The following is a 25,805-nucleotide window of genomic DNA, read 5'->3' as shown; positions in this document are numbered from 1 at the left end:
GCCCTTCCTTTATACAGACTGTCAAGTGTTTTAATTTAATTTAAAAGGTTAACTACAAGCGCGTTTCATACGAAATTTTATGAAATAAAGGAAAGTGCTAAAGTATATGTATTTTTAGATAATAAAAAAGAAAATAAAAGCTAACAAATGAAGATATTAGTAACAGGAGCATCTGGTTTTATAGGCTCTCATACTTGTGAACGATTAAAAGATCTAGGCCATGAGGTCATTGGGGTAGATAATTTTAATAATTATTATAGTTTGGAATTAAAGCAGTTAAATGAAAAAGCCTTAAATGATAAAGGGATTTCTATTATAAATAAAGATCTAAGAGATGCTAATTTAGCTGCGGCTTTGCCAGACAATATTAATTATATTTTTCATTTTGCAGCGCAGCCAGGAATTTCTTCATCTTCTACTTTTGAAGATTATTTTACTAATAATATTATAGCAACGAAACATTTAATTGATTACGCATTACAGCTTAACGATTTAAAGTTATTTGTAAATATAGGAACCTCTTCAATTTATGGTTTGGAAGCTACTTTCCCAGAAAGTGTTGCTCCAAAGCCAGCATCACATTATGGCGTTACAAAATTAACAGCAGAACAATTAGTGCTTCAAAAAAGTAGAGAGCAGCATTTCGATGCCTGTTCGTTACGTTTGTATTCGGTAATAGGCCCAAGAGAAAGACCAGAGAAAATGTATACAAAATTGATTGCATGTGCTTATAATGAAACCGAATTCCCTTTGTATGAAGGAAGTGCGTCTCATTTAAGGAGTTTTACTTACGTAGGCGATATTGTAGATGGTATAGTGAGTGTTATTGGAAATGATGATAAGGTAAATGGCGAAATAATTAATCTTGGAACAGAAGTAGAACACACGACGCAAGAAGGAATCGCTGCTGTAGAACAGGTTATTGGTAAAACTATAAAAATTAATAATGTAGCAGCCCGTGCAGGAGACCAATTAAGAACAAAAGCAAATATTGATAAAGCGAAACGATTATTAAATTATAATCCAAAAACGACGTTATTAGAAGGAGTAAAACAACAGGTACAATGGTACCAAAAGAATTTTTCTAAAGCTTAAAAATTTTATTTTTAATGGCGTAAATAACTAAGCCGATTCTGTTTTTAACCTGAAGTTTAAAGAATAAGGCGTCTCTATAACCGTCTATTGTTTTGGGACTTAGGAACATTTTGTCTGCAATTTCTTTATATGTTAACTCTGTGCAAACGTGTTTTATGAATTCGATTTCTCTTTCTTTTAATTGTAATTTAGAGTTTTTGTAACCTTCATTTAAGGTGTTGATGAGTAGATCAGAAACGTCTTTGGTGTGGTAGTAGCCATAGGTTACGACTTCATTTAAAGCTTTTTCTAAAATACTTTTTTCAACATCTTTAAGAAGGTAGCCTTTTGCTCCTGCTTTTAACATTTTAATGATGGTATCTTCCTCTTCTTCTACAGAAAGCGCAATAACTTTTATATCTGAATAATTGTTTTTTAGATACTCTGTGGTTTCTATCCCATTCATAATAGGCATATTCACATCCATAAGTACAATATCAGGCCTGTTTTTTGGTGTTTTTAGTTTGGTAATTAATTCCTTCCCGTTTTTACATAAATATAAAACATTGAAATGTTCAAACGAGTTTACCAAGCTACTTATGGCTTGAGATAGTAATATGTGGTCTTCTACAATGACTATATTATGAATTTTCATTTGTAATGGGATTAATAAACGTAATGAATATGTAATTTTGTACCTTGATTTATAACTGAGCTTATTGTGGCTTCTGCATTGATTAATTGTGCTCTTTTGGAAATATTGGTTAAACCAATACCAGAACTCACCATATTTTTTTGATTAAACCCTTTACCATTGTCTTCAGCAATTATATCTATAGAGTCTGTACCATAATTTATTATAACATTTAATTCAGTAGCCTTAGCATATTTAATGGTATTGGAAAAGAACTCCTGTAATATTCTGAAGAATACGATTTCTACCTCAGAGTTTAACTTTAGTTCTATGCCGTTTACTTCTAATTTAGCTTTTATATATTGAATCCTATTAAATCTGTTTATTTCTTGATCTAAAGCGGTAACAAGAGAAATGTTTTTTAAGGCTTCTGGATTAATAGCCTTGGAAAGTGTTCTTAGTTCTTTTAAGCCTTTATTTAATGTTTCTATAACGTCTTTAGTTTTAGATTCGTTTTGTAATTGTATTTTAGCTAAGGTTATTAATTGCCCAATATTGTCATGTAATTCCCAACTAATATTTCTAAAGGTTTCTTCTCTAATTTCTATTTGGGTTTTGCTTATTTCTTGCTCAAAACGTTTTTCCGATTCTTTTTGATCGAGGAGCAAGCTATTTTTTCGTTTTTGGAATATTAAAAAAAGAATAATAATAATAATGCAGAGTAAAACGAGTGTGCAAACCGCTATTATTACAGTTGTGCCCCCAACTTCAAGACTCTTTAGAGCTTCTATTTCTTGTGTTGTTGACTGCATATAAACCCTATGATAAAACAAATATTCATAACAATACTTAAAACAAATTCAATAATAAAAATAGTCTCATAATTAGGGATAGATTCCCAATAATTTCTAATGATTCTGGTAGGAATTTTACCTCCAAAATAGAGTAACAATCCCGTACTTATCCAAAATAGTAAATTCTTTGATATGTAAAGTACTTTATTTGTATTTAAAACCTCCAAAAAATAGAAAAGAATACTAATAATAATAAAGGAGGCTCCTATAATAAATGGTAAAACTTGTATTTCTATGAGATAATTTTTGAAAAAGGCATTTATTATAAAACTTAGAATATATACTATAAGAAACGTATTAATCCATTTTTTGTATTTGAATTCTTTTATAGAAAATTTAAATAAAATTAATAAAAAAGAAAAATTAATAATATGGTAAATGTTGTATAGTACGGTGTTGTTTCTTAATATTTCGGTTTCATGTAAATAGCGTCCTAGAAATCCGTTAAGCGGAACGTACCATAGGAGTATTAAAAAGTATTTTAAAAAGGAAAATTTATACTTATAATAATATATAGAACCGACAATAGCTGTTGCAAGTTCTATATATTTTAAAGATTTTCCTAAAGTTGTAAATGATATTTCCAATAACATAAGGTTGGTTTAATTGGTTTAAGTTAGTTCTATTTTGGTGGTGGCGCTAAATCTCCTTCATTAATAATGGTACTGGTTACGTATTTTTCGTCTTTCTTTTTATTGTGAGTAGACGTTTTTAATGGTGTATGCGTTTGGTGTTGAATACTTTTGTAATAATGCCCATAACGTTCTTCTTTTTCATGCTCTAACATTAATTTTTTTAATATTTTAAAATGTCCTTTAATGGGATTTTTTTTATGATCTGGTACAATAACAAAAGGAAGATGATTCATTGTGTTTGTTTTGTGCTGGTAATTTGTTTTTACTGTAGGAACCATAAAAACTGTTTGCTGGCCAGGGTATTTTTCTTTTTGAAGGTCTTTATTATCATATGCAGCAAAGTATATGCGAATGCCTGATAATTTTTGTTTTGGATTTGCTTTTTGTATGGCGTCTAAATAAGCGATATAAGCTTTCATATCCTTTAGTGAAAACATAACAAATTCGGTGTCCTTAAACGTATTGTCGTTATAAGTGTCTTGTAAAACAGGTGCTAAGGGAGTTATTCTTTCGTTTTTATACTCTTGTTGCATCTTTAATGCACGATTTACGGGAATAATATGTTCTTTTAATGTATCATCATAAGTATATTCTCCAGAAGGTTTACAGCTTCCTGTAATTAGGAATATAAATAACAAAATAATAGCGGATGGTGAAAATGGTTTCTTCATGATTAAATAGAGAGTTTTGTTTCTACAAATTTAAGGGAATAAAGAATTCATTCTACATTATGAGAATTTTTGACTCAATCATTTTACACGTAAACTCTTGTATGTTAGGTAGTTATGCTTGTTTACTGATATGATATTGGGTGTTTTTCCCCTAAGGGCCAGAGGTGTAAAATCGGCGTTTTTTTAGTTTTTATGCTAAAAAGTGGCGTTAAATAATGCGTGATTTATGAGTTGTTATAACTAATAAGAATAGTGTTATTTTTTTAAATTTAATAAATAATCCGCAGCAGCAAAGGGCGTCGTTTTGTTGGTTTCAATTAAAGCTAATTGCTTATCTAGCGCAGTTTTTATTTCTAATTGACTAAAGAAATCATACTTAAGCTGTTCTTCTATGGTTTGTAAGAGCCAGAATTTATTCTGTTCGTTGCGCTTAGTTTCAAAATAATTATTTTTGGAAGTTATAGAAACATAATCAACAATAATGTTCCAAATGTTATCAATCCCTTCTTTATTTAAAGCGCTACACGTTGTAACTTTTGGCTGCCATTTGGATGTTTTTTCAGGGTAAAGATGTAATGCCCTATTAAACTCTAATTTAGCGAGTTTAGCTTGTTTTATATTATTAGAGTCTGCTTTGTTAATGGCAATGGCGTCTGCCATTTCAATAATGCCACGTTTTATACCTTGTAGCTCATCTCCAGCCCCCGCAAGCTTTAATAGTAAAAAGAAATCTACCATACTATGTACAGCTGTTTCACTTTGCCCCACCCCAACGGTTTCGATTATAATAGTATCAAAACCAGCGGCTTCACATAATATAATCGTTTCTCGCGTTTTTCGAGCCACACCACCAAGGGATTCTCCAGAGGGAGAAGGTCTAATAAAAGCATTATTGTCCTTTACCAAGTCTTCCATTCTTGTTTTGTCTCCCAAAATACTTCCTTTTGTTAAAGAACTACTGGGATCTACAGCTAGAACAGCTACTTTTTTACCCATATGGGTTAAATAAGATCCAAAGGCTTCAATAAAAGTGCTTTTTCCAACTCCTGGAACTCCAGTAATACCAATTCTAATCGATTTATTAGCATAGGGCAAGCATTGTTTAATAATATCGTTTGCTTTTTGTAAATGCTTAGTATTTCGGCTTTCTATTAAAGTAATGGAGCGACTTAAAGCTGTAATGTCCCCTTTTATAATGGCCTTTACCAAAGCATTACTGGAGGGTTGTTTTTTTCTTTTAGATTGAATTTTAGAAATAGAGACCGCGTTAGTGATTTCAGGTGGAGAAACCCCATCGTTTTCTTTTAAAGCTGTTTTTCTAGGTTCTAAATTCAAAACACTCACTGTTATATTTCGTGGAACTAATATTATTTAAGAGGGACTACAATTTTAGTATCATCCCAAGCCATTGTTAAAGATAGGTTATCTGTAGAATTATCGAAAGCGATGGTGAACTGTTCTACGATATTTTTTATTTTCTCAATAGGGACAGACGTTTTTATAACGTCAAAACTAGCATCTCGCATAGCCTTCATTGTTTCATCTACTCCCCAGTTGTACTGTTTAGAATTAAATATAACTTCCCAGGAATTGTCCTTAGGAATAGTCCAAAGCGTATATTTACCAGCAGGAAGAGAAGCGCCTTCTATAGTTAAGGTTTTATTGGTTTCAAAAGTGGTGGCTTCATTTGCTCCAGTGCGCCAAACTTTATTAAAAGGGACTAAGGCTCCAAAAATAGCGCGATCTCTTTTTGAGGGTCTGTTATAAAAAACTTCAAGCTTTAAATCATCAACTGAAAAACTTACGGTCTTTTTGGGACTTAATGGCTTATTTAAAATGCCGCCATTAAAATAAGAATAGCAAAATACACCAACAGCTACAACTAATAGTAGCACTATAAGTCGCTTTAATAAGGTACTCATTTTTATGATTTTTTTTTAAAGATTAAAGATACTTTAAAAATGGATAGTTCGTAAAATAAAAAGCCAAAATTATTTTAATTTATGAATTACTTAAGAAAAAAATGTGATTTTTTGCAACACGATAATTTTTGTGTCGTCTTTAATATGAACATTAACTAAAAACCAAAAGTGAGAATCGTTTCAGTAGATATTATTGAGTTATGTAAGCAGAATAATCGAAAAGCGCAATTGCAATTGTACAACCAGTATTGCAGTGGGATGTATAGTGTTGCTAAACGATTTTTAAATAATACAACTGAAGCAGAAGATGTTGTACAAGAAGCATTTATAAAGGCGTTCTCTAAATTAGATCAGTTTAAAGGAGACGTTACTTTTGGGGCTTGGTTAAAACGTATTGTCATAAATAAAAGTATAGACTCATTGAAACTAAAAAAGCAGCGTTTAGTGGAATTAGATGAGGTGCACCTCAAAGTTATAGATACTTCAGTTGATGACAAATGGTTGGTTAATGACGAGATAACTCTTGATGATATTAAGTTAGCTATTGGGAATTTGCCAGAAAAATATAAATACGTATTACTACTTTTTTTAATAGAAGGGTATGATCATCAAGAGATCTCAGAGATTTTAAAAATATCAGAAGTTGCTTCAAGAACACAATTATCTCGAGGGAAAATAAAATTACAAGATTTATTAAAGCATAAAAAATATGGCTAAGGACATAAGAGAGTTATTTGAAACGAATCAAAATCAACCCCATGAAACAATGCCAAAAGGACATCAAGAACGTTTCTTGGAAAAATTGGAGAAGGCTTTGCCACAGCATTCTAAACCAAATTATAATTGGTTGAAAATTGCAGCAAGTATTGCTCTGATTATGGGATTGAGCATCGCTGGTATTCAGTATTTTAAAATGATGCCATTGGATGAAACTATTGTGAATACAAATACAAAATCTAAAACAAAAACACTAGGAGATGTTTCGCCAGGGCTAAAAAAAGTGGAAGATTATTATGTGGCAAATATCAATTTAGCACTTTCTAAAGTGAAAATAACATCAGAAAACAAAGCGCTCTTCGATGGCTATTTAATTAAGCTAGAAGAATTAAATAATGAATACAAACGCTTGTCTTTAGAATTAACCAATAATGGCCCAGACGAATTTACAATACATGCTTTAATTAATAATTTGAAATTGCGTTTAAATTTAATGCAACGTCTTCAAGAACAGTTGAAAAGAATAAACGCAGTGGAAGAAACACACGGGTAACAATTAAAAGAAAACGGTTAACACAAAGACTATTTGTATAAAAAAATAAAAAATGAAACTAAAAGATATAAAAATAATAACGATTTGTTTGTTAACATTAGGCATGTCTGCTCAACAAAAAATGGAAAAGACAGCACAATCTATAAAAGCAAATAAGGATGTAATTGTAAACTTAAATACGAGTCAGACCAACATAGAAGTAGACACTTGGAATAAAGATTATATAGAAGTCGAAGCCTATATAGAAAGTAATACACTAACAAAAGATGAGTTAAAAAAAGCATTAAAAATATGGGACGTAAGTATAAATGGTACAGCAGAAGAGGTCTCTATAAAATCGAGCAGATCTGAAGACGGTTGGGATTACCCTAATTTTAATAGCGAATCTCTAGCAGCATTAAAAAACTTAGAAACTCAAATGATTGATATGCCAGTTTTGACAGATATGCCAGAATTAATTCTTTCTTTGGAAAGTTTAAAAGCATTAGAAGATGTAATGGTTTTACCAGAGCTGTTAGCCCATCCAGAAATGCCAGAAATGCCAGAAATGCCAGAAATGCCAGAAATGCCAGAATTACCAGAATTACCAGAAGGGATTTCTAATGTTAGTTTTGATTATGAAAAATACAAAGAAGAAGGGGAGCAGTATTTGGATACTTGGAGTAAAAAATACGAAACGAAATATGGAAAGGAGTATAAGGAAAAAATGAAGGTCTGGGCTAAAGAATTTGATAAAATTGATTTCAAAGCTTACGAGAAAGAAATGGAAATATGGGGAAAGAAATTTGGAAAAGATTTTAGCGATAAATATGGTAAGGATTTCGAAAAGAAAATGGAAGCATGGGGAGAGGAATTTGGAGAGGCATTCGGAAAGGAATTTGGAGAAAAGATGGAAGCTTGGGGGCAACGTTTTGAAAAAAAGTTTACAGCGGAAATAGAGGGCGATATTACGAGCTTAGAGCAAAATGTAAAACAATTAAAAGTACAAGACGAGGCGTATATTAAAGAGATAGAAAAGAAACTTAAGACAGGTAAACATTCATTATTTAATGCTACCAATAGTACCATAAAACGAACGATTAAGTTAAAAATACCTAAAAAAGCGAAGTTAAAGCTTAACGTAAAGCATGGGGAACTTAAAATAGCCTCTGTAATGAGTAATCTAAAAGGTAATATAACATACGCTAAATTATTAGCGCAAAGCATTGATGGAAGTGAAACTTCCATCAATGCTTCATTTTCAAACCTAAAGATAAACAATTGGAAAGATGGAGAGTTAAAGCTCAATTATGTTGAAAATGCAATACTCGAAAATGTAAGCGCATTAGTTTTAAGTTCAGTGTCTTCAAGTGTTAACATAGGGCAATTAGGAGAAAATACAATAATAGACGGGAGTTTTGGAGAGTTGGTAATACGTCATATTATGCCACATTTTAATAACTTAAATATTATTTTAGAAAATAGTGACGCTACATTGAAATTGCCAAAAACAGATTTTAATTTATTCTTTAAAGGCAATAAGTCACAATTAAATAAAGAGAATATAAGTACAAAAACAATTAAGAATTACCCTAATAACAATAGTAATACAAGTAAAACAATTGTTATAAATGCCAAATATAGTTCAGTGAGTGTGGAGTAATATTTCTTAAAGCTATTGCTTAGTCTTAATGGCGTTAAAATAACGATGTCCCCAAAATAATGTACGCGAACTAATTAAAAAAAAATGAGGTTTACATAAAAGTTGGAATAACAGGATGCCAGATCTGGCGATCCTATTTTCTTTGTGGTTTTTTCTATATAAACGTGTGTAAATAGTTCTTTACATAAAAAAATAAGGGATAGTTTGTAGAATTTAAAATTTTAAAACCCAACTGCGTTGTAGTTTTTTAAATTTTTTAAGTTCTTTTCTAAGGATAGGAAGGAAATCAATCCCGTCACTATTAGATTGTTCCAAACGTTTGCAGTTCTGGTATAGTCTATTAGTTAATCGTTTTACAGACATAATATGTCTATATTTCTTATCAGAATACCGTTCAAGCTCCGCTTTTAAAATCTCTGGAGCCAAAGATTCAGATTGCTGTATAATATCACCAGAAAAGTAGATATTAGAATCTTCACTACCATCTGGATTTAATGATACTAAATCTTTGTTCATATATGAAGAAATACGCCTTGATAAGATGAAAATATCCATAGCCTTTTTATAAATAGGCAAATCGGAAAGATGAGAAGGAGTATTCGCTAACATTTTAATTTTCAAGTTTATACAAAAATACTGACTAAAAATGGTTTTATTCTTTTGAATTTAAAGTAAAATGCTATATTTGGTTTAATAATTAATTTTTTTTTAAATTTTACTTTAAATATGAGTATAGATACGCTTAATTGGAAAATTTTAAAATGTTTGCAGTCCAACGCAAGGCAATCTAATGCCGAAATAGGAAGAAAAGTAGGGATTAGCTCTCCAGCAGTTTCAGAGCGCATAAAAAAGATGGAGGATTTGGGAGTTATAGAAGGGTATAATACTTTTATTTCTTCATTGGAAGCGGGGTATCAGTTAAAAGCAATAATCACTTTAAGAGCATTTATGGGAATGCTAAAACCTTTTTTAGAAAAAGTAAAAACGTATGAAGAAGTTGTTAATTGCTATAGAATTACTGGTAACGAGAATATTGTGATGGAAGTCGTATTGAAACATCAGAAACATTTAGAATCTTTTATAGATGATCTCATTGTTTATGGAGAAACAAAAACACAGATTGTATTGTCTCATGTTGTAAAGAATAATTCTATTGTAGAGTCTTAAGAGAGCGAAACGGTGTTTAATAATAACTTGTAATTATTAAGCGCTATAAAAAAAACAACCATTAATGCATCTTTTTTAAGAATATGGAGTCTTATAAGTGTATAACTTAAATACTGTATTATGAAAAATAAAGATTGTCTTTGTACTTGTGAGAATTGTAAGAATAATGATTGTAGCAATTGTACCTGCGTGAATTGTGTGTGCAAAAATTGTAATTGTTAAATCTTATTTTTATGGAGGTTGTTTTAAGATTCATTATTAATTTTATAAATGAATTTTAAGGTAATCTCCATTTTAATTTAAAAGAATATCATAATGACTACTAAAGATGTTTGGTTGAAATACTCTGAAGATTTAAATCGGTTTATTATAAGTAAAGTGAAAAATACTACAATTGCCGATGATATTTTACAGGAGGTATTTATAAAAATTCATACCAAATTAGAAACACTAAAAGACGTTACCAAGATAAAACCTTGGCTATTTTCTATTGCTAGAAATTCTATTATCGATTATTTTAAAACAACAAAGCAAACTGTAGCATTAATTAATTTTGAATCTGAAACAGAAACCGATTCCAAGACACATACAGAAGAGGAATGTTTGAGAGGCATTTTGAGTAGCTTGCCCAAAAAATATAGAGAACCATTGTATTGGTCTGATATAAAAGGGATGAAACAAGCAGAGGTTGCTAAGCAATTGGGGGTGGCTCTTCCTACGATAAAATCTCAAATACAACGCGCTAGACGATTAGTTGCTCAAGGGTTTATGGATTGTTGCGGTTTTAAAAAAAATGATAAAGGGCTTTTAGTAGGGGAGATTCAAGACCGTGAAAATTGTAAGGTTTGTAATTAAGCTTAATTTTAAAATTGCGTCTATAGAAATGCTTTTAGTTTAATACCTATTTAACACAGCATAATATGTTTATTCCTTAAATTTTAATAAGGATGAAAATAAAGCTTTTCTGTTTTATACTCGGTTAGAAGACGTTGTTACTGCCGAGCTCATATTCATAATATTTCAAGACGTATTGGGATGTTAAAAAAAAGTGTTTTTACTGTTATTAAAACCGTCTTTTTGGAAGCTGTTTTTTAGTTTTTTAACAACAAAATAATAGTGGTATTTTCATTATAACTAAATTGGTAATTGTTTTGTAAATTTAACCCAACAAAACATATAAATATATTTTATGAAATACCTTTTTAAATGTGCTCTAGTATGCGTGTTGTTTTTTATGGCATGTACGAAGAGTAAAGATACGTCTTCGGAAGTAGCCAAAGAAAAAGTGGTGAATACTTATGTGAAAGACCATTATAATAAGCAGGAAGTTGATATAGAAATGCGAGATGGAATTAAGTTGCATACTACGATCTATTCACCAAAAGATACTAGTAAAAGCTATCCTATACTAATGAGCAGAACGCCATACAGTAGCGCGCCTTATGGAGAAGGAAAGTTTAAAAAAAGGATTGGGCCTAATGTTCATTTAATGGAGGAAGGTAATATTATTGTATATCAAGATGTCCGTGGTCGCTGGATGAGTGAAGGTGTTTATGATAATATGAGAGCATACATTCCTAATAAAAAAAATAAAACCGATATAGATGAATCCTCAGATACTTATGATACCATTGAATGGATGGTAAATAATGTCGATAATAATAATGGTAAAGTAGGAACTTGGGGGATTTCGTATCCAGGATTTTATGCGACATATTCAACAATAGATGCTCATCCCGCATTGAAAGCGGCTTCTCCTCAAGCTTGTATTGGGGATTTCTTTTTTGATGATTTTCACCATAATGGGGCTTTCTTATTAAGTTATTTTAGAGCAATATCTCTATTCGGAACAGAAAAAAATATGCCTACAGATTCTGCTTGGTATAAATTACCAGAATTAGAAACGCAAGATCAATATCAATTCTTTTTAGATGCAGGACCATTAAGCAATTTAAATAGTTACTTTCAGTACAAGAAACCAGATGATGTTTCTACATCAAAGTCTGATAAAATAGACGATGTGTTTTGGAAAGAAATAGTTGAACATCCAAATTACGATAGTGTATGGAAGCCTAAGGGATTAATTCAAAATTTAAAAAACATAAAATCATCAGTAGCAACCATGATTGTTGGTGGTTTTTTTGATGCTGAAGACTTATATGGCCCCTTGCAAACCTATAAAACTATTGAAGCGCATAATCCCAATAATTATAATACGATAGTTTTTGGACCTTGGGATCATGGTCGTTGGGCGAGTACAAATGCTAAAAATTATGTTGGTAATTATTATTTTGGCGATTCAATTTCATTAAACTACCAGAGAGATATTGAAACAAAGTTCTTTAATCATTTCTTAAAAGGCGACGGGAGTAAGAATTCCGGATTACCGGAAGCCTATGTATTCGATTCTGGAAAGAAAGCATGGAGTAGTTTCGATTCATGGCCGCCAAAGCATGTTTCAAAGCAAAAAATGTACCTTAATAAAAATCAAGAGCTGTCTTCTTCTAAAAAAGGAAAAACAAAAGCGGAATTTGTGAGCGATTTAAAACGACCTGTGCCATATTCTGAAGATATAAAAACCGTTTTTACACCTAGAAAATATATGACAGACGATCAGCGTTTTGCAGCAAGACGCCCAGATGTATTAGTTTTTGAAACCGATGTGCTAGAAGAAGATTTAATACTGGCAGGAGATATTTTAGCAAACTTAAAAGTTGCTACAACAGGAACAGATGCCGATTGGATTGTTAAAATTATAGATGTTCACCCAGCAAATATTGAAGAACAAAAAGACGGCATGCAAGATCATTTAAAACTGAGTAACTACCATATGATGGTACGTAGTGAAGTGATGCGTGGTCGATTTAGAAATAGTTTTGAAAAACCAGAACCTTTTGTGCCTAATAAAGCAACAGACGTGGTTATTAAATTACAGGACGTATTTCATACTGTTAAAGCGGGACATAAATTACAAGTTCAAGTACAAAGTACTTGGTTTCCGCTTATCGATTTAAATCCACAAACCTTTGTGCCTAATATTTATAAAGCTCGTGAAAATGACTTTAAAAATCAAACACATACCGTATTTAATGAATCAAACATTGAGTTTTCAGTATTAAACTAATGGTGTTTTTTTATTTAAGCCATTATAAATAAGTCTACTATAAGTTCAAGAGGTTTCTATTTATAATATTAAACACCCTTCTAATGAAGGGTGTTTAATTATTCACCTCAAAAATAGAATACGTTTAGTAATATTAAAAAAAACATGTCTTTGTTTGATTTTAAATGTATTGTATGTCTTTTTTTCTTTTCATATACATTTTTAGCCCTAATAATAAAACAACACATAGTGACGCAAGAGCAGTCATGATAATCCAAGTATCGTCAAAACCAATGCCTGCTGCCAGCTGTAAACCTGCATTGTGAGCAAAAATACTAGCAATAGAAAAAGACATCGCATATAAGGCCATATACTCCCCTTGATTCCCTTTTTTAGCGCGTTGTAAAGCAAAAGCATTGGCAAAAGGAAATGCTATCATTTCTCCTACAGTCATTAGTATCATGCCAATAATAAGAATACCAACCCAATGGCTAAGAATTAAAACTAAGAAACTCAAACCGGTTAAAATAGCACCAAAAAAGATTAAGCCAATTTTTGTGTATTTAGTGTTTTCTAGCCATTTTATTAAAGGCATTTCCAATAAGAATATAATAAAACCGTTGGCGCCTAATAACAGACCAACTTCGGGTTCGCTTAATTTATGTATATCTCTATAATATATTGGCATTGTAGAGAAATATTGAAAAAAGATTAGCCCAAATAGTATTAATGCAAAAGTGAAAATTAAAAAAGGCTTGTCACTATATGCAGATACAGGGTTCTTTGTAATAATATCGTCTTGAATTTTGGCTTTTTTAGGATTTAATACTCTTATTAATAAAAGACTTGCAAAAATACACGTTAGCCCATCTACCCAAAATAGTCCGGAATAACTTAAGGTAGCAATAATTATGCCGCCCAAAGCTGGCCCTGCTGAAAACCCTAAATTAATAGCTAAACGAATTAAAGTCACACTACGTGTTTTATTCTCTGGTTTGCTGTAGGCACTTAAAGCTACAAACATAGCAGGTCTAAACATATCTGCAATTGCAGTTAGTACAAAAACACCTAAGCATAGTAGTTTAAATGTGGTTAGGTATTGCATTCCAATAAATAGAAACCCTGTAGATAGTAAACTAAAAACCATAATTTTGTAATACCCTATTTTGTCGGTAAGTTTGCCCCCAATCCAGGTTCCTATAACAGAGCCAATACCAAAACAAGTCATTATCCATCCTACGTTAGGCAGTGAAAAGTGCAAATCTTCGGTTAAATAAATAGACAAAAAAGGAATAACCATTGTACCCGCTCTATTTATAAGAGTAATTAAAGATAGCCACCAAACCTCTTTGGAGAGCCCTTTAAAAGAATCTGTGTAATTTCTGAATAATGTTTTCATTGATAGTCGTTTTTTTTGATTGTTTTAAGTCATATTAAAAGCACATTCGATTATGGACAAAAAAAAAGCCCAACTGCGAAGTTGGACTTTTAGTATTATATTATAATTGATATTTTACATCATCATAGAATATAAGCAGTCCAACTCGCTATATCGCGAGATGTACATTGTTTATAATTTCTAATGACTGAATTCATTTTTGTGTATTTTAAAGTTCAAAGCTAAACAAAAAAATATTAGGGTGGGTTTTTTAAACAGAAAATATTTTAAAATATTAAAACCGAATACGGTATAAAAGGTTTGAGAAGTCTTTTGTTGTATGTGTGGTGTTGCAGAAGCGTATTAGTGTTAGCGAGGGAAGCATTACAATAAATATTACGATTTAATATAAGAGGATAGCTTCTACGTTGTAATAAAGAAAGATGAATAGTAATTAATATTTTTTCAACGAAGAGAAAGAAACAACATATTTTAAGTGTATTTTTGAATAGAATAAAAAGTAAGAGCTATGAGAAAAATTATAATGTTATTCTTTTTCACATCTATTTTTAGCTGTGCACAAGAAAAAAAACCAATCTTAGGAGAAACAGCGTTTCAGCGTACTATAAATGCCGAGTATAAAGATGCTAGTAAATCGCCATTAAAAGCTAAAGATTTAAAAGTGTTTTCTGGATTGAATTTTTTTAAGTTTGATTCTTCTTATGTTGTTACTGCAACGTTAAAACGGACTCCAGAAACAACATATTCTTCAATGAAAACAACAACAAATAGGTTGACGCAGAAAAGAATTTATGGGGTTTTATCTTTTCAATTGAATGGCGAAGCAATGGTGTTGAATGTGTATCAAGATAAAGATTTAATGACGCAAGACGGGTATCAAGATTATTTGTTTTTACCTTTTTTAGATAATACTAATGGCGAAGAAAGTTATGGTGGCGGTCGCTATATCGATTTACGAATTCCTAAAGGCGATAAAATGGTCGTAGATTTTAATACAGCATATAATCCTTTTTGTGCCTATAACGAAAAATATTCTTGCCCTATAGTGCCACGAGAAAATTACTTAGATGCAAATATTGAAGCAGGTGTAAAGGCTTTTAATAAACACTAATTTTTACTAGATAAATGCCTAAAAAAACAGCTAGAAATCCTATTATAAAACTGGATACAGTATAAATTGCAAAACTAGTAAAGTCTCCAGATTTTAAAAAAATATGATTTTCATAAGCAAAACTAGAGAATGTTGTAAAGCCCCCGCAAAAACCTGTTGCTAATAATAAAGTGTGATTATGTGAAAGTGCGTTGTGCTTTGCTGCTAAGCCTAAAATAAATCCAATTAATAAACTGCCTATAATATTGGCAGCAAAAGTGCCATAAGGGATTCCTGTTTCGGCACTGTTGAGGTATTTTCCGATAATGTATCTTAGGACACTTCCAAAACCACCGCCTATAAACACCAATAAAAATTGCTTCATCTATTTTTTTGTGAGAATATCTGTTTTCTAAAACCAAAATTTGATAATTTATAAAAGCAAATAGCTTAATAATGTAACCTCTAGAGAAGAGTACGTTTTTAATGTTACACATTACATATTAAAACTTTTATAATTTCAAAAGTTTAGAAATTATAATCAAAGATAATGAAAATTTAAAGTTTGATAAATAATCTTATTTTTGTTAGAAATTAATTAAAATATATAATAATGAAAATTAGATCCGTAATTGGAATGGCTTTGACTGCTACATTTTTGTTTTCTTGTGGTAATGATGCTTCAAAAACAGAAACGAAAGTTCAATCCGAAACAAAAAAAGAAGCCAAAGCTTCTAAGGACTTTAACTACAATGTAGAGCAATTTGCAGATATTAAAGTGTTACGCTACCAAATTCCTGGTTGGGAAAATTTAAGTTTGAAAGAACAGAAATTGGTATATTACTTAACGCAAGCAGGTTTAGCAGGTAGAGATATCATGTGGGATCAAAACTATAGATATAACCTAAAAATAAGAAAAGCTTTAGAACAGATTTATACCAATTACAATGGCGATAAGACTTCAAAAAACTGGAGCGCATTTACAACTTATTTAAAGCGTGTTTGGTTTTCTAATGGTATACACCATCATTATTCTAATGATAAAATAAAACCTGAATTTTCTTCAGATTACTTAAAAGAATTATTAGCAGCAACAAATACGGTTTTAGACGGGGAAGCATTCGATGTTATTTTTAATGATAAGGATAATAAAAAAGTTAATTTATCTAAAGGTGTAGATAATGTCGCTTTGTCTGCGATTAACTTTTATGGTCCTAATGTAACCAATAAAGATGTTGAATCATTTTATGCTAAAATAAAATCTCCAAACCCAGAAAAGCCATTATCATACGGTTTAAATTCACAATTAGTAAAAGAAGATGGTGTTTTAAAAGAGCGAGTATATAAGTCTGGCGGATTGTACGGTCAGGCTATAGATGAAATTATTAAATGGTTAGAGTTAGCTAAAGGCGTTGCCGAAAATAAAGCGCAAGGGGATGCTTTAGAGTTATTGATAAAGTATTATAAAACGGGTGACTTACAAACATGGGACGATTATAATGTGGCTTGGACAGCAGCTACAGAAGGCAATATAGATTATATAAACAGTTTTATAGAAGTATACAATGATCCATTAGGTTATAGAGGGTCTTACGAAACAGTTGTTCAGGTTAAAGATTTTGATATGTCTGAAAAAATGGCTGTATTATCTGAAAATGCACAATGGTTTGAGGATCACTCGCCTTTAATGGATGCGCATAAAAAAGACAGTGTAGTAGGTGTTACTTATAAAGTGGTTAATGTTGCAGGAGAGGCAGGTGATGCTTCACCAAGTACACCAATAGGTGTGAACCTTCCAAATGCGAACTGGATTCGTGCAGCGGTAGGGAGTAAGTCTGTTTCTTTAGGAAATATTATTAATGCTTACAATAATGCAGGAAGTTCTGGACGTTTAAAAGAATTTGTTCATGATGAAGAAGAAATGCAATTAGAAGAAGAATATGGACAATTGGCAGATAAGCTGCATACGGCACTTCATGAAGTAATTGGGCACGCTTCAGGACAATTAAATCCTGGTGTTGGTGAAACTAAGGAAACGCTTAAAAACTATGCGTCTACATTAGAAGAAGGCCGTGCTGATTTGGTTGGTTTGTACTATTTATATAATCCAAAATTGCAAGAATTAGGATTAGTAAAAGACTGGAAAAAAGTAGGAATGGCTGCTTACGATGGGTACATCCGTAACGGATTAATGACACAACTTATACGCTTGAATTTAGGAGATGAAGTAGAAGAAGCGCATATGCGTAACAGGCAATGGGTGAGTGCTTGGGTTTTTGAAAAAGGACTTGAAGATAATGTTATTGAAAAAGTAACTAGAGACGGGAAAACGTATTTTAATATTAATGATTATGCTAAGTTGCACGAATTGTTTGGGCAACTGCTACGCGAAACACAGCGTATAAAATCTGAAGGTGATTTTGCTGCAGTAGAAGCACTAGTTGAAGGTTATGGTGTAAAAGTAGATCAAGGTATTCATGCAGAAGTTTTAGAGCGTAACAAACAATTCCCATCACCGCCTTATAGTGGTTTTGTGAATCCAGTATTAGTTCCAGAAACTAACGATGCAGGAGAAATTGTTAAAATTAACGTAACACAGCCAAATACATTTGATGGTCAAATGCTAGACTACAGCAAAAAATATGGTTTCTTACCAGAAGTAAATTAAAATAAAATAGATTCTTTTATATTGAAAAGCCTTAACCATTTCTGGTTAAGGCTTTTTTATTTAATGAGTCTCGTCTTGAAATAGCGTTAGACTTTACTTGAAACGAATGAGATAACGATAATTTTTGGACTCCTAGATAATTAGAGTTCTATGTGTTTTTAATAAAAAAAACCTGAACAATAACTCTATTGTTCAGGTTTAGTGTATTCATTTTTAATCTGGTTATTAATCAGAGTTTAACTAAAATAGAAGATAAAAAGTTCTTAATCTAAGAAGTATATCCCGTAGTAAATCGCAATTCTATCATATTCGCCACCATAATATCCATCAACTGAGTTTAAGAACTCATGTGCGTTGTTAGTATTATTGGTATTTGGAATAGTAGGTGAAGACTGGCGACCACCATAGCCTACCCATTGCTCACTTTGTGCATTATACTCATATACTGTAGATGTTGTACCTCCATTTTGTTGGATAACGCAGCTGGAATCACATTCACCAGCTATGGAAAGAACTCTAAAGCGTGAGCCGTTAACTTGATCAACTTCGAAATCTCTAAAAGCACTTCTGTTACGAATATTATAAGCGTGACCAAAACCATATAAATCTAATGAAGTATGCTCGTAGTTATAGCCCCAACTAATAGGTGATGTAATATCATACCAGTTATTAGTATGGTTGTCATACTTTTGTACTTTAAAGAAGCCGTAAAGCTCCATTCCAGAAGTACCATGATCGTAAGCATAATAATTCGTGTGAACTTCAAAAGGGTTGAAACGTATTGTTCTTCTGGATGCTAAATCGCAATTTCTTTGTGTATAAGAAACGTTACTCGTTACTTTAAACGGATTGTTATTATTAATATAGTTTGCTTTATAAGAAATAGGATAGCCTGGGTTTGTACTAGACACATCTGCTCCATCTGTTAGGAATGTACCAATAGCATCTAAGTTACCAGCCATAGCTTGTAAACCTGCGATAATACCCGATTGTGCATTTCCTCCAATTTGCTTCACTTTAACAGTAGAGTTATTTAGCGTTTCACTGTATTGCGTAGAAGCATCTACAGTAATATCGCCAATAGAACCTTTATATGCGAAATTTAGAGCAGCAGAAACTTCTCTTGCACTGTCGTTAGACTCGTAAATAAGTGTAAATAACCTACCGTAAGTAACCGATTCGATATAACCAGATGGATTTGCTATATGATCTGGTACATTTTGATAGTCGGTTACATAGTTGCTTAAATCATTAGGTGTTACAGTAGAGTTGAACCATCCGTTGTTACCTATTAAACCTGCTTTAGGCGTAACGTGAGCGGTAAAAAAACGTTGCTTTAAAGTCACGACATAACGTGTTTTTTGCTCATTAAAATTAATACCCAATTCACCAGCTACAGTTGCTCCGTAACCTGAATATCCAGCATTTAAGGCAAATTGTAAATCGGTATCGTTATAAATACGTTCAATAGAAACTTCAAAAGCAGCAGGGAATGAAGCTTCTGAGGCATAATAATCATTTAAAATACCATTTAATTCATCTCGAACTTTACCAGGGCTAGGTGATGTTACTACTGTTGAAGTAGAAGCTGTAGTTCCAGAAATAACATCAAGACCAATTTCAATAGCGTTTCTGTTTTCATCATAAAGCGGAACTGAAGCAGGAGCGCCTTCTTGTATTGTTCTTAATCCAACAATGTTACCAGGCCAAAGTAAACTTCCGTTGGGGTTTATCAAAAAGAATTCTGAGTCCGTTTTATCAAAACTTACCTCTTGATCAACGCAATTGACTTCCACTAAACCTTTAGAAGCGGTATTATTTTCTATATCTGTAATACTAAAATTACTAATGCCATCAGGGGTATTGTCATTTAATAATTGAGTATAAGGGGTTTTTGCTATCTTATTCTCTACATGAAGCGGTTCTTCATTTGAACAAGATGCGATTAACATAGGTAAACACAATGTTAATACTATACGAGTTGTATATTTCATCGTTTTTTTAAAATTAAATTTAGATTAAAAAGTAAGGGGTGTCATATCATTTTACCATTTTTGATGGCGCTACAATTGAAGAAAACCATTATAGATACTTCTTTTAATTGAAATATTTATATGTAGATTATTATTAACATAAATGAAGTTCTATAAATAGTATAGAATTCATAATGTAGTTCCATTGCATTTGGGGAATACGTAGTCACTTACTTTATTGTTTGATAATTAAAATTATAATTATAGCGACTAGTATACTTAACTATAAAAATAATTATCGGGGAGCAAAACTAATTTTTTTTTATTTAAAAGCAACTTATTTTATGTAAATATTAGAAAAAATGTTAAGATTATTGTTAATTGTTTTGTTTGTCTGTGTTTTATTCACTTTTTAATTATTTATAATAAAACCTTAATTAGTCGATTAAATAGAATGAACTTACATTGTTAAAGTGGTTTTTTTAAGAATTTTTATGATTTATTGGTGTTTTTTTAGGTTAAAATTTATGATTTTACAGGGTTTAACGGTGGGTTGTTGTTAGTTTTTTAAAATTTAAAATCAGGGGAATTTGTATTTTTTTATACAGTATAACGCATTAATTCGCCTTTTCCTTTTAGTTTAAGAATGCGAATCATATTTTTTCTATGTGTATTTACAGTAGTTTAGACCCTAAATAGATTGGAGTCGTATTTTAAATTTCAAACTAATGTATTTGAGTGCTGAAATACAAGCATGAAAAAATACCCAATAACAGGTGTTTTAAATATCGTAATGAAAATTTTGATGGAAAGTTAATGAAAAGAGCTGATTAAATGGGGTTACCTATTTAAAAAATACTTTTATGGCAACAATAAATCCTATAAATGAAAGAAAAGCTAAAAGTACCCAGAGGACTCCTTTATAGTTTTGTTTGTGAAATTTTAAATCTTTTCTATAGGTATATATCATCACAAATATAAAAGCGATGGCAAATAAAACTGCAAAAATTAATTGTCCTGTACTAAACATATACCTATTTTTAGAATCTAATGTTGAATATGAAATTTCAACGCATCAAAAATAAGAATAATATGCCTAATGCCATAATTTTTGGTGCCACTTCTGGGATAGGAAAAGCGCTAATCGAACAGCTTGTTAAAGCGGAATATAGAATAGCTATTACAGGAAGGCGGCAAAAACTATTAAAAACGATAGCAGAAGAATATTCTAAAAATATTTTAACATATAAACACGACGTTAAGGATATTGAAGCTTCGGAATGTATTTTCAATACAATAATTTTAGAGTTAAAAACGGTAGATTTAATTATTCATAGTTCAGGGATTGGTTATGAAAACCCAAATTTAGAATGGGAAAAAGAGCAAGAAACCATTCAAACAAATATTATGGGGGCTACCAAGATTTATGATTTGGCATTTAATTTATTTAAAAATCAGGGGTTTGGTCATTTAGTAGCCATCTCATCAATAGCATCATTACGAGGAAATAGGGAGGCGCCAGCTTATTTTGCGTCTAAGGCATATCAAGTAAATTATTTAGAGTCACTGTATTTTAAGGCTAAAGAAATAGAAGGTAAGGCTGTTTATATTACAGATATAAGACCAGGATTTGTTGATACTAAAATGGCTTTAGGTGATAAAATATTTTGGATGGTACCTTTAGATAAGGCTGCGTGTCAAATACACAAAGCTATTAAAAGAAGAAAACGACGTGTTTATATTTCAAAACGATGGAATCTGGTTGCGTTAGTTTTAATGTTTGTGCCATCTTGGATAATTAAAAAAGTAATGTAATTTTAAAATATTAAAGAATCGAATTTTTATTAAATAAAGTTTTTATATGAAAAATAAAATAGAAGCTGTAAAAGCGTTTCATACCGCCTTTAAAATCGGCCATCGAGAAACCCCAAAAGCAAATTTAGGTGAAGAGAAAAACAAATTGCGTTTTAATCTTATGAAAGAAGAAAATGAAGAATATCTTGAAGCAGCAAGGACTAATGATTTGGTTGAAGTCGCAGATGCACTGGGTGATATGTTATATATATTATGCGGTACTATAATAGAACATGGTATGCAACATAAAATAGAGGCTGTTTTTAATGAAATACAACGTAGTAATATGAGTAAGTTAGGAGCGAATGGAGAGCCTATTTATAGAGAAGATGGTAAGGTTTTAAAAGGGCCTAATTATTTTAAACCTAATATCTCCGATATTTTAAAGTAATAAAAAAAGCAACCGATTAAAAGGTTGCTTTTCTTTTTTTTATGATATGTGTTGTTTATATTTTGTATCTCCATCCATGCAGATCTTCAGCAGTATTGTATTGAATGGCATTTAATTGGGTTTTAAACATAGAAGCGTAAGTGTTTTCTGTTTTTGGTAATTCGTGTTTAAAATCCTTGTGTTTAAATCCTAATATAGGATTTATTACAGCTGCTGTTCCAGAGCCAAATATTTCTTTTAAGCTATTATTCTTCGCTGCTTCAATAAGTTCGCCTACCTTTATTTGTCTAACATCGACAGTAATACCGTTGTCTTTCGCTAATTGTATAATGCTCTTTCTTGTAATACCATCTAAAATTCTATCGTTAGTTGGAGCTGTAACTAAGGTATCGTTAATTCTAAAAAAAACATTCATTGTACCAGCTTCTTCTAAATATTCATGTGTACTAGCATCTGTCCAAATAATTTGCTGGTAGCCTTCTTGATTCGCTAATGCAGTAGGGTAAAATTGAGCCGCATAGTTACCAGCAGCCTTAGCAAAACCGACTCCGCCGTTAGAAGCCCGGCTATATTTATCTGCAATCTTAACACGAACTTCACCTGCGTAGTAAGACTGTGCTGGTGAGAGTATGATCATAAATTTATACTCCGCAGCAGGTGAGGCCGAAATAGCAGGTTCAGTAGCGATTATAAAAGGTCTAATATACATAGCGCTTCCTTCTGTATTTTGAATCCACTGATCATCCAGTTTTAATAAGGTGCTTAAACCTTCAAAGAATAAATCTTTTGGGAATTCAGGCATTGCCAACCTTGATGCGGAAATATTTATACGCTCTAAATTGTCTTTAGGTCTAAAAAGCCAAACTTGGTTTTCTTGATCTTTATAGGCTTTCATACCTTCAAAAACAGCTTGACCATAATGAAAAACTCTGGCAGAAGGATCTATAGTTAATGGAGCATATGGTGTTACTTTTGGGGTTTGCCATTTACCGTCTTTGAAATCGCAAGAAAACATATGATCGGTAAAAACTTTTCCGAAATCTAAGTTATTAAAATCTACGTTGTCAATTTTAGAATTTTCAGCTTTTGTAATCTTTATAGTAGTCCCCATTTTTTTATTCTTTTTCAGATTGCAAAAGTAAAGAAATAAGACTTACCAAAGCGGTATTTATGAGTAAAATACTATCTTTGAGAAGATAAAAAAACCAACAAAACCATAAAAGTAATGAGAAAATATAGCGTGTTAATTATTTTAATTTTAGGATTAACCTCTTGTAGCAATGAAAAGAAGACAATTTCAAAGAAAGAATCGGATGTAAACAATACATCATCTAAAGTTTTAGAAGACAAATCTAAAAATGAAAAAGCAATTAAAACATTGGCTAGTTACGAGTCTTTTGGGAAAAACATTGATACAGAAAATGCGGTGCCTGTAAAAACAATGATTCAGCATTATGAAGGTTTAAAAACGGGTGATAGTATAGCGGTTAAAATGGTTGCGAAGGTAGGTGATGTGTGTAAAGCCAAAGGTTGCTGGATGAAACTAAACTTAGATAATGGAGAGCAAGTGATGGTAAAATTTAAAGATTATGGTTTTTTCATGCCTAAAGATATTGAAGGAAAGAATGTCGTTGTAAACGGGAAAGCTTATGTGAAAGAAGTTTCTGTAGATGAGCAACGCCATTATGCAGCGGATGCAGGAGAAACCAAAGACGCTATAGCCGCTATAACAGAACCAAAGCGTACATATTCTTTTGAAGCAGATGGCGTATTATTAAAGAACTAATTTGAAACGCGAAATTATAACAACTCAAGATGGTTCCAAAACCATACAAATAATAGATTGGAACGAACAGTATCATTCTAAACATGGCGCTATTCAAGAAGCAGAATATGTGTATTTAAAACAAGGCTTACATTATGCTTTGACTAGGGATGTCTTTAAGGGTGAAAAGAGTGATGTTTCTGTTTTAGAGATCGGTTTTGGAACAGGTTTGAATACGTTTTTAACATTGCTACAAGCTGATTCTTTAAAAATAAATATAAAATATACTGCTGTTGAAGCGTACCCAATCTCAGACGAAGAATTAAAGCAACTTAATTACGTAGAAGCATTACAAGAAAAAAGTCGAGCAAAACTTTTCAATACGCTTCATACTAGTCTTTGGGAAGAAATGTATCCTGTTTCTAATTATTTTAGCTTAAAAAAACAACAAATGCTATTCTCTGAGATACAGGACAAAGCGTTATATGACGTTATTTATTTTGATGCTTTTGGGCCGAGAGTTCAGCCAGAATTATGGACAGTTGCAATATTTCAAAAAATGTACTCCGCACTAAGACGAGGGGGAATTCTAGTAACATATTGCGCACAAGGTAACGCCAGACGAGCGATGTTAAGCGCAGGTTTTAAAATAGAAAAACTGGAAGGGCCACCAGGAAAGCGACATATGTTGAGGGCGACCAAAGCGTAGTTATGTTAAACCTAACACAAACAAGAGGTCTTCTGTGCTACTATTTTGTAAATTTATATAAAAAAGGTTAGCAATGCGAGTTTTAATTACTGGAGCAACAGGTTTAATTGGTAGCGAAATTGTAAAGTGTTGCCAAGAAAAAGGTATTGCTGTAAATTATTTAACAACTAAAAAAATAAAGCATAAAACTAATAACGCTTATAAAGGGTTTTATTGGAATCCAAGTAAAAATAGTATCGATACTAATTGTATAAAAGGTGTCGATGCTATTATACATTTAGCTGGCGCTAGTATATCCAAACGTTGGACCAAAAAGTATAAAAATAAAATCTTGGATAGCCGATTAAAGTCAACTGCATTACTTTATCAAACATTAAGTAATCATAAAAATGATATCAAGCAAATCATAACCGCAAGTGCTATTGGTTATTATCCAGACTCTCTAACGAATTATTATACAGAAGACGAAACTCAAGTAAGCACATCGTTTTTGGGGCAAGTAGTAAAACAATGGGAAGCAGAAGTTAATACTTTTTCTAAATTGAATATTATTGTTTCAAAAATAAGAATTGGGCTTGTCTTATCAAGTAAAGGCGGTGCTTTTCCAGAAATGATAAAACCAATACGCTATGGTATGGGGGCTACTATGGGATCAGGGCAACAATGGCAATCTTGGATTCATCTTAGCGATTTGGCTTATTTATTTTTATATGTATTAGAATATAAACTAAAAGGGATATATAACGGCGTTTCTCCAAACCCAGAAACTAATGAAGTACTTACTAAAGTAATGGCTCAGTATTTAAAGCGACCATTAGTATTGCCTAATGTTCCAAAGAAACTAATGGCTTTAATCCTTGGAGAAATGCATATACTTTTATTTGAAAGTCAACGTGTAAGTGCTCAAAAAATAGAAAATGCAGGTTTTTGCTTTAAATACTATAATTTGGATAGTGCATTACAAGGCTTAATATCGCAGTAATA

General features: G+C 31.6%; 25 protein-coding genes. 14 read left to right on the top strand and 11 right to left on the bottom strand.

The window, feature by feature from the left end; translation table 11 throughout:
- The first annotated feature begins 147 nt into the window (after positions 1-147).
- Positions 148-1,095 (top strand): NAD-dependent epimerase/dehydratase family protein, encoded by a 948-nt coding sequence (locus AC2D8I_RS10195; RefSeq protein WP_484705900.1) that lies wholly within the window; start codon positions 148-150, stop codon positions 1,093-1,095.
- Here AC2D8I_RS10195 and AC2D8I_RS10190 read toward each other — a convergent pair.
- The 6 genes from AC2D8I_RS10190 to AC2D8I_RS10165 all read right to left on the bottom strand — a co-directional run bounded on the left by AC2D8I_RS10190 (position 1,085) and on the right by AC2D8I_RS10165 (position 5,790).
- Positions 1,085-1,729 (bottom strand): response regulator, encoded by a 645-nt coding sequence (locus AC2D8I_RS10190; protein ID WP_484705899.1) that lies wholly within the window; start codon positions 1,727-1,729, stop codon positions 1,085-1,087. The two genes, AC2D8I_RS10195 and AC2D8I_RS10190, sit on opposite strands and share 11 nt — an antisense overlap.
- Positions 1,730-1,740: 11 nt before the next feature.
- Complete coding sequence (locus tag AC2D8I_RS10185) at positions 1,741-2,520, bottom strand: sensor histidine kinase (RefSeq protein WP_484705898.1); 780 nt, start codon at positions 2,518-2,520, stop codon at positions 1,741-1,743.
- Positions 2,496-3,155: a hypothetical protein gene (locus AC2D8I_RS10180; protein ID WP_484705897.1), complete on the bottom strand. Its 660-nt coding sequence runs from the start codon at positions 3,153-3,155 to the stop codon at positions 2,496-2,498. The genes AC2D8I_RS10185 and AC2D8I_RS10180 overlap by 25 nt, the downstream gene beginning before the upstream one ends.
- A 29-nt stretch (positions 3,156-3,184) precedes the next feature.
- A complete protein-coding gene (locus tag AC2D8I_RS10175) occupies positions 3,185-3,868 on the bottom strand; it encodes a hypothetical protein (protein WP_484705896.1) in 684 nt (227 codons plus the stop codon).
- 255 nt (positions 3,869-4,123) lie between these two features.
- Positions 4,124-5,203, bottom strand: a complete 1,080-nt coding sequence (gene meaB / locus AC2D8I_RS10170; protein WP_484705895.1) for a methylmalonyl Co-A mutase-associated GTPase MeaB — start codon at positions 5,201-5,203, stop codon at positions 4,124-4,126.
- Positions 5,204-5,235: 32 nt separating this feature from the next.
- A complete protein-coding gene (locus tag AC2D8I_RS10165; protein ID WP_484705894.1) occupies positions 5,236-5,790 on the bottom strand; it encodes a DUF2911 domain-containing protein in 555 nt (184 codons plus the stop codon).
- A gap of 174 nt (positions 5,791-5,964) precedes the next feature.
- Between AC2D8I_RS10165 and AC2D8I_RS10160 the strand changes: the two genes are divergently transcribed.
- The 3 genes from AC2D8I_RS10160 to AC2D8I_RS10150 are packed head-to-tail and all read left to right on the top strand — an operon-like array spanning position 5,965 to position 8,702.
- Positions 5,965-6,507: an RNA polymerase sigma factor gene (locus AC2D8I_RS10160; RefSeq protein WP_484705954.1), complete on the top strand. Its 543-nt coding sequence runs from the start codon at positions 5,965-5,967 to the stop codon at positions 6,505-6,507.
- On the top strand, positions 6,500-7,060 hold the full coding sequence (locus tag AC2D8I_RS10155; RefSeq protein ID WP_484705893.1) for a hypothetical protein: 561 nt from the start codon (positions 6,500-6,502) through the stop codon (positions 7,058-7,060). The genes AC2D8I_RS10160 and AC2D8I_RS10155 overlap by 8 nt, the downstream gene beginning before the upstream one ends.
- A gap of 52 nt (positions 7,061-7,112) precedes the next feature.
- Entirely contained in the window at positions 7,113-8,702 is a 1,590-nt protein-coding gene (locus tag AC2D8I_RS10150) for a hypothetical protein (protein WP_484705892.1), read from the top strand.
- Positions 8,703-8,915: 213 nt separating this feature from the next.
- On the opposite strand, the gene AC2D8I_RS10145 is transcribed toward AC2D8I_RS10150, so the two are convergent.
- Positions 8,916-9,311 carry a hypothetical protein gene (locus AC2D8I_RS10145; protein WP_484705891.1) on the bottom strand — a complete coding sequence of 132 codons (396 nt, stop codon included), beginning with the start codon at positions 9,309-9,311 and terminating at the stop codon, positions 8,916-8,918.
- 117 nt (positions 9,312-9,428) lie between these two features.
- Between AC2D8I_RS10145 and AC2D8I_RS10140 the strand changes: the two genes are divergently transcribed.
- From AC2D8I_RS10140 to AC2D8I_RS10130, 3 genes are all read left to right on the top strand, one after another.
- The gene (locus AC2D8I_RS10140) at positions 9,429-9,869 is read left to right on the top strand and encodes an Lrp/AsnC family transcriptional regulator (protein ID WP_484705890.1); all 441 of its coding nucleotides are present in this window, start codon (positions 9,429-9,431) and stop codon (positions 9,867-9,869) included.
- 315 nt (positions 9,870-10,184) lie between these two features.
- A complete protein-coding gene (locus AC2D8I_RS10135; RefSeq protein WP_484705889.1) occupies positions 10,185-10,724 on the top strand; it encodes a sigma-70 family RNA polymerase sigma factor in 540 nt (179 codons plus the stop codon).
- Positions 10,725-11,103: 379 nt separating this feature from the next.
- A complete protein-coding gene (locus AC2D8I_RS10130; protein WP_484705953.1) occupies positions 11,104-12,993 on the top strand; it encodes a CocE/NonD family hydrolase in 1,890 nt (629 codons plus the stop codon).
- A 160-nt stretch (positions 12,994-13,153) separates the two neighbouring features.
- Here AC2D8I_RS10130 and AC2D8I_RS10125 read toward each other — a convergent pair whose 3' ends face one another.
- The gene (locus AC2D8I_RS10125) at positions 13,154-14,371 is read right to left on the bottom strand and encodes an MDR family MFS transporter (RefSeq protein ID WP_484705888.1); all 1,218 of its coding nucleotides are present in this window, start codon (positions 14,369-14,371) and stop codon (positions 13,154-13,156) included.
- A 508-nt stretch (positions 14,372-14,879) separates the two neighbouring features.
- Here AC2D8I_RS10125 and AC2D8I_RS10120 point away from each other — a divergent pair.
- Entirely contained in the window at positions 14,880-15,482 is a 603-nt protein-coding gene (locus AC2D8I_RS10120) for a DUF1684 domain-containing protein (protein ID WP_484705887.1), read from the top strand.
- On the opposite strand, the gene crcB is transcribed toward AC2D8I_RS10120, so the two are convergent.
- Complete coding sequence (crcB, locus tag AC2D8I_RS10115; protein ID WP_484705886.1) at positions 15,469-15,846, bottom strand: fluoride efflux transporter CrcB; 378 nt, start codon at positions 15,844-15,846, stop codon at positions 15,469-15,471. The two genes, AC2D8I_RS10120 and crcB, sit on opposite strands and share 14 nt — an antisense overlap.
- A 228-nt stretch (positions 15,847-16,074) precedes the next feature.
- On the opposite strand from crcB, the gene AC2D8I_RS10110 reads away from it, so the two are divergent.
- On the top strand, positions 16,075-18,129 hold the full coding sequence (locus AC2D8I_RS10110; RefSeq protein ID WP_484705885.1) for a dipeptidyl-peptidase 3 family protein: 2,055 nt from the start codon (positions 16,075-16,077) through the stop codon (positions 18,127-18,129).
- Between the two features lie 263 nt (positions 18,130-18,392).
- On the opposite strand, the gene AC2D8I_RS10105 is transcribed toward AC2D8I_RS10110, so the two are convergent.
- Entirely contained in the window at positions 18,393-20,123 is a 1,731-nt protein-coding gene (locus tag AC2D8I_RS10105; protein ID WP_484705884.1) for a thiol-activated cytolysin family protein, read from the bottom strand.
- A 1,038-nt stretch (positions 20,124-21,161) separates the two neighbouring features.
- On the opposite strand from AC2D8I_RS10105, the gene AC2D8I_RS10100 reads away from it, so the two are divergent.
- Both AC2D8I_RS10100 and AC2D8I_RS10095 read left to right on the top strand, forming a co-directional pair.
- The gene (locus AC2D8I_RS10100) at positions 21,162-21,917 is read left to right on the top strand and encodes an SDR family NAD(P)-dependent oxidoreductase (protein ID WP_484705883.1); all 756 of its coding nucleotides are present in this window, start codon (positions 21,162-21,164) and stop codon (positions 21,915-21,917) included.
- Between the two features lie 46 nt (positions 21,918-21,963).
- Entirely contained in the window at positions 21,964-22,347 is a 384-nt protein-coding gene (locus AC2D8I_RS10095; protein ID WP_484705882.1) for a pyrophosphohydrolase domain-containing protein, read from the top strand.
- Positions 22,348-22,402: 55 nt separating this feature from the next.
- Here AC2D8I_RS10095 and AC2D8I_RS10090 read toward each other — a convergent pair whose 3' ends face one another.
- Complete coding sequence (locus AC2D8I_RS10090) at positions 22,403-23,458, bottom strand: branched-chain amino acid aminotransferase (protein WP_484705881.1); 1,056 nt, start codon at positions 23,456-23,458, stop codon at positions 22,403-22,405.
- A 114-nt stretch (positions 23,459-23,572) separates the two neighbouring features.
- Here AC2D8I_RS10090 and AC2D8I_RS10085 point away from each other — a divergent pair, with 114 nt between their 5' ends.
- From AC2D8I_RS10085 to AC2D8I_RS10075, 3 genes are all read left to right on the top strand, one after another.
- On the top strand, positions 23,573-24,133 hold the full coding sequence (locus AC2D8I_RS10085) for a DUF4920 domain-containing protein (RefSeq protein WP_484705880.1): 561 nt from the start codon (positions 23,573-23,575) through the stop codon (positions 24,131-24,133).
- Between the two features lies 1 nt (position 24,134).
- Positions 24,135-24,821 (top strand): tRNA (5-methylaminomethyl-2-thiouridine)(34)-methyltransferase MnmC2, encoded by a 687-nt coding sequence (gene mnmC2, locus AC2D8I_RS10080; RefSeq protein ID WP_484705879.1) that lies wholly within the window; start codon positions 24,135-24,137, stop codon positions 24,819-24,821.
- A 73-nt stretch (positions 24,822-24,894) separates the two neighbouring features.
- Positions 24,895-25,803, top strand: coding sequence for a TIGR01777 family oxidoreductase (locus AC2D8I_RS10075; protein WP_484705878.1), 909 nt, complete (start codon positions 24,895-24,897; stop codon positions 25,801-25,803).
- The last annotated feature ends 2 nt before the right edge of the window (positions 25,804-25,805 follow it).

It is taken from the genome of Lacinutrix sp. YIN62 (assembly GCF_057219185.1).
Note: the sequence above shows the minus strand (reverse complement) of the source record. Positions and strands in the feature narration are given on the sequence as shown.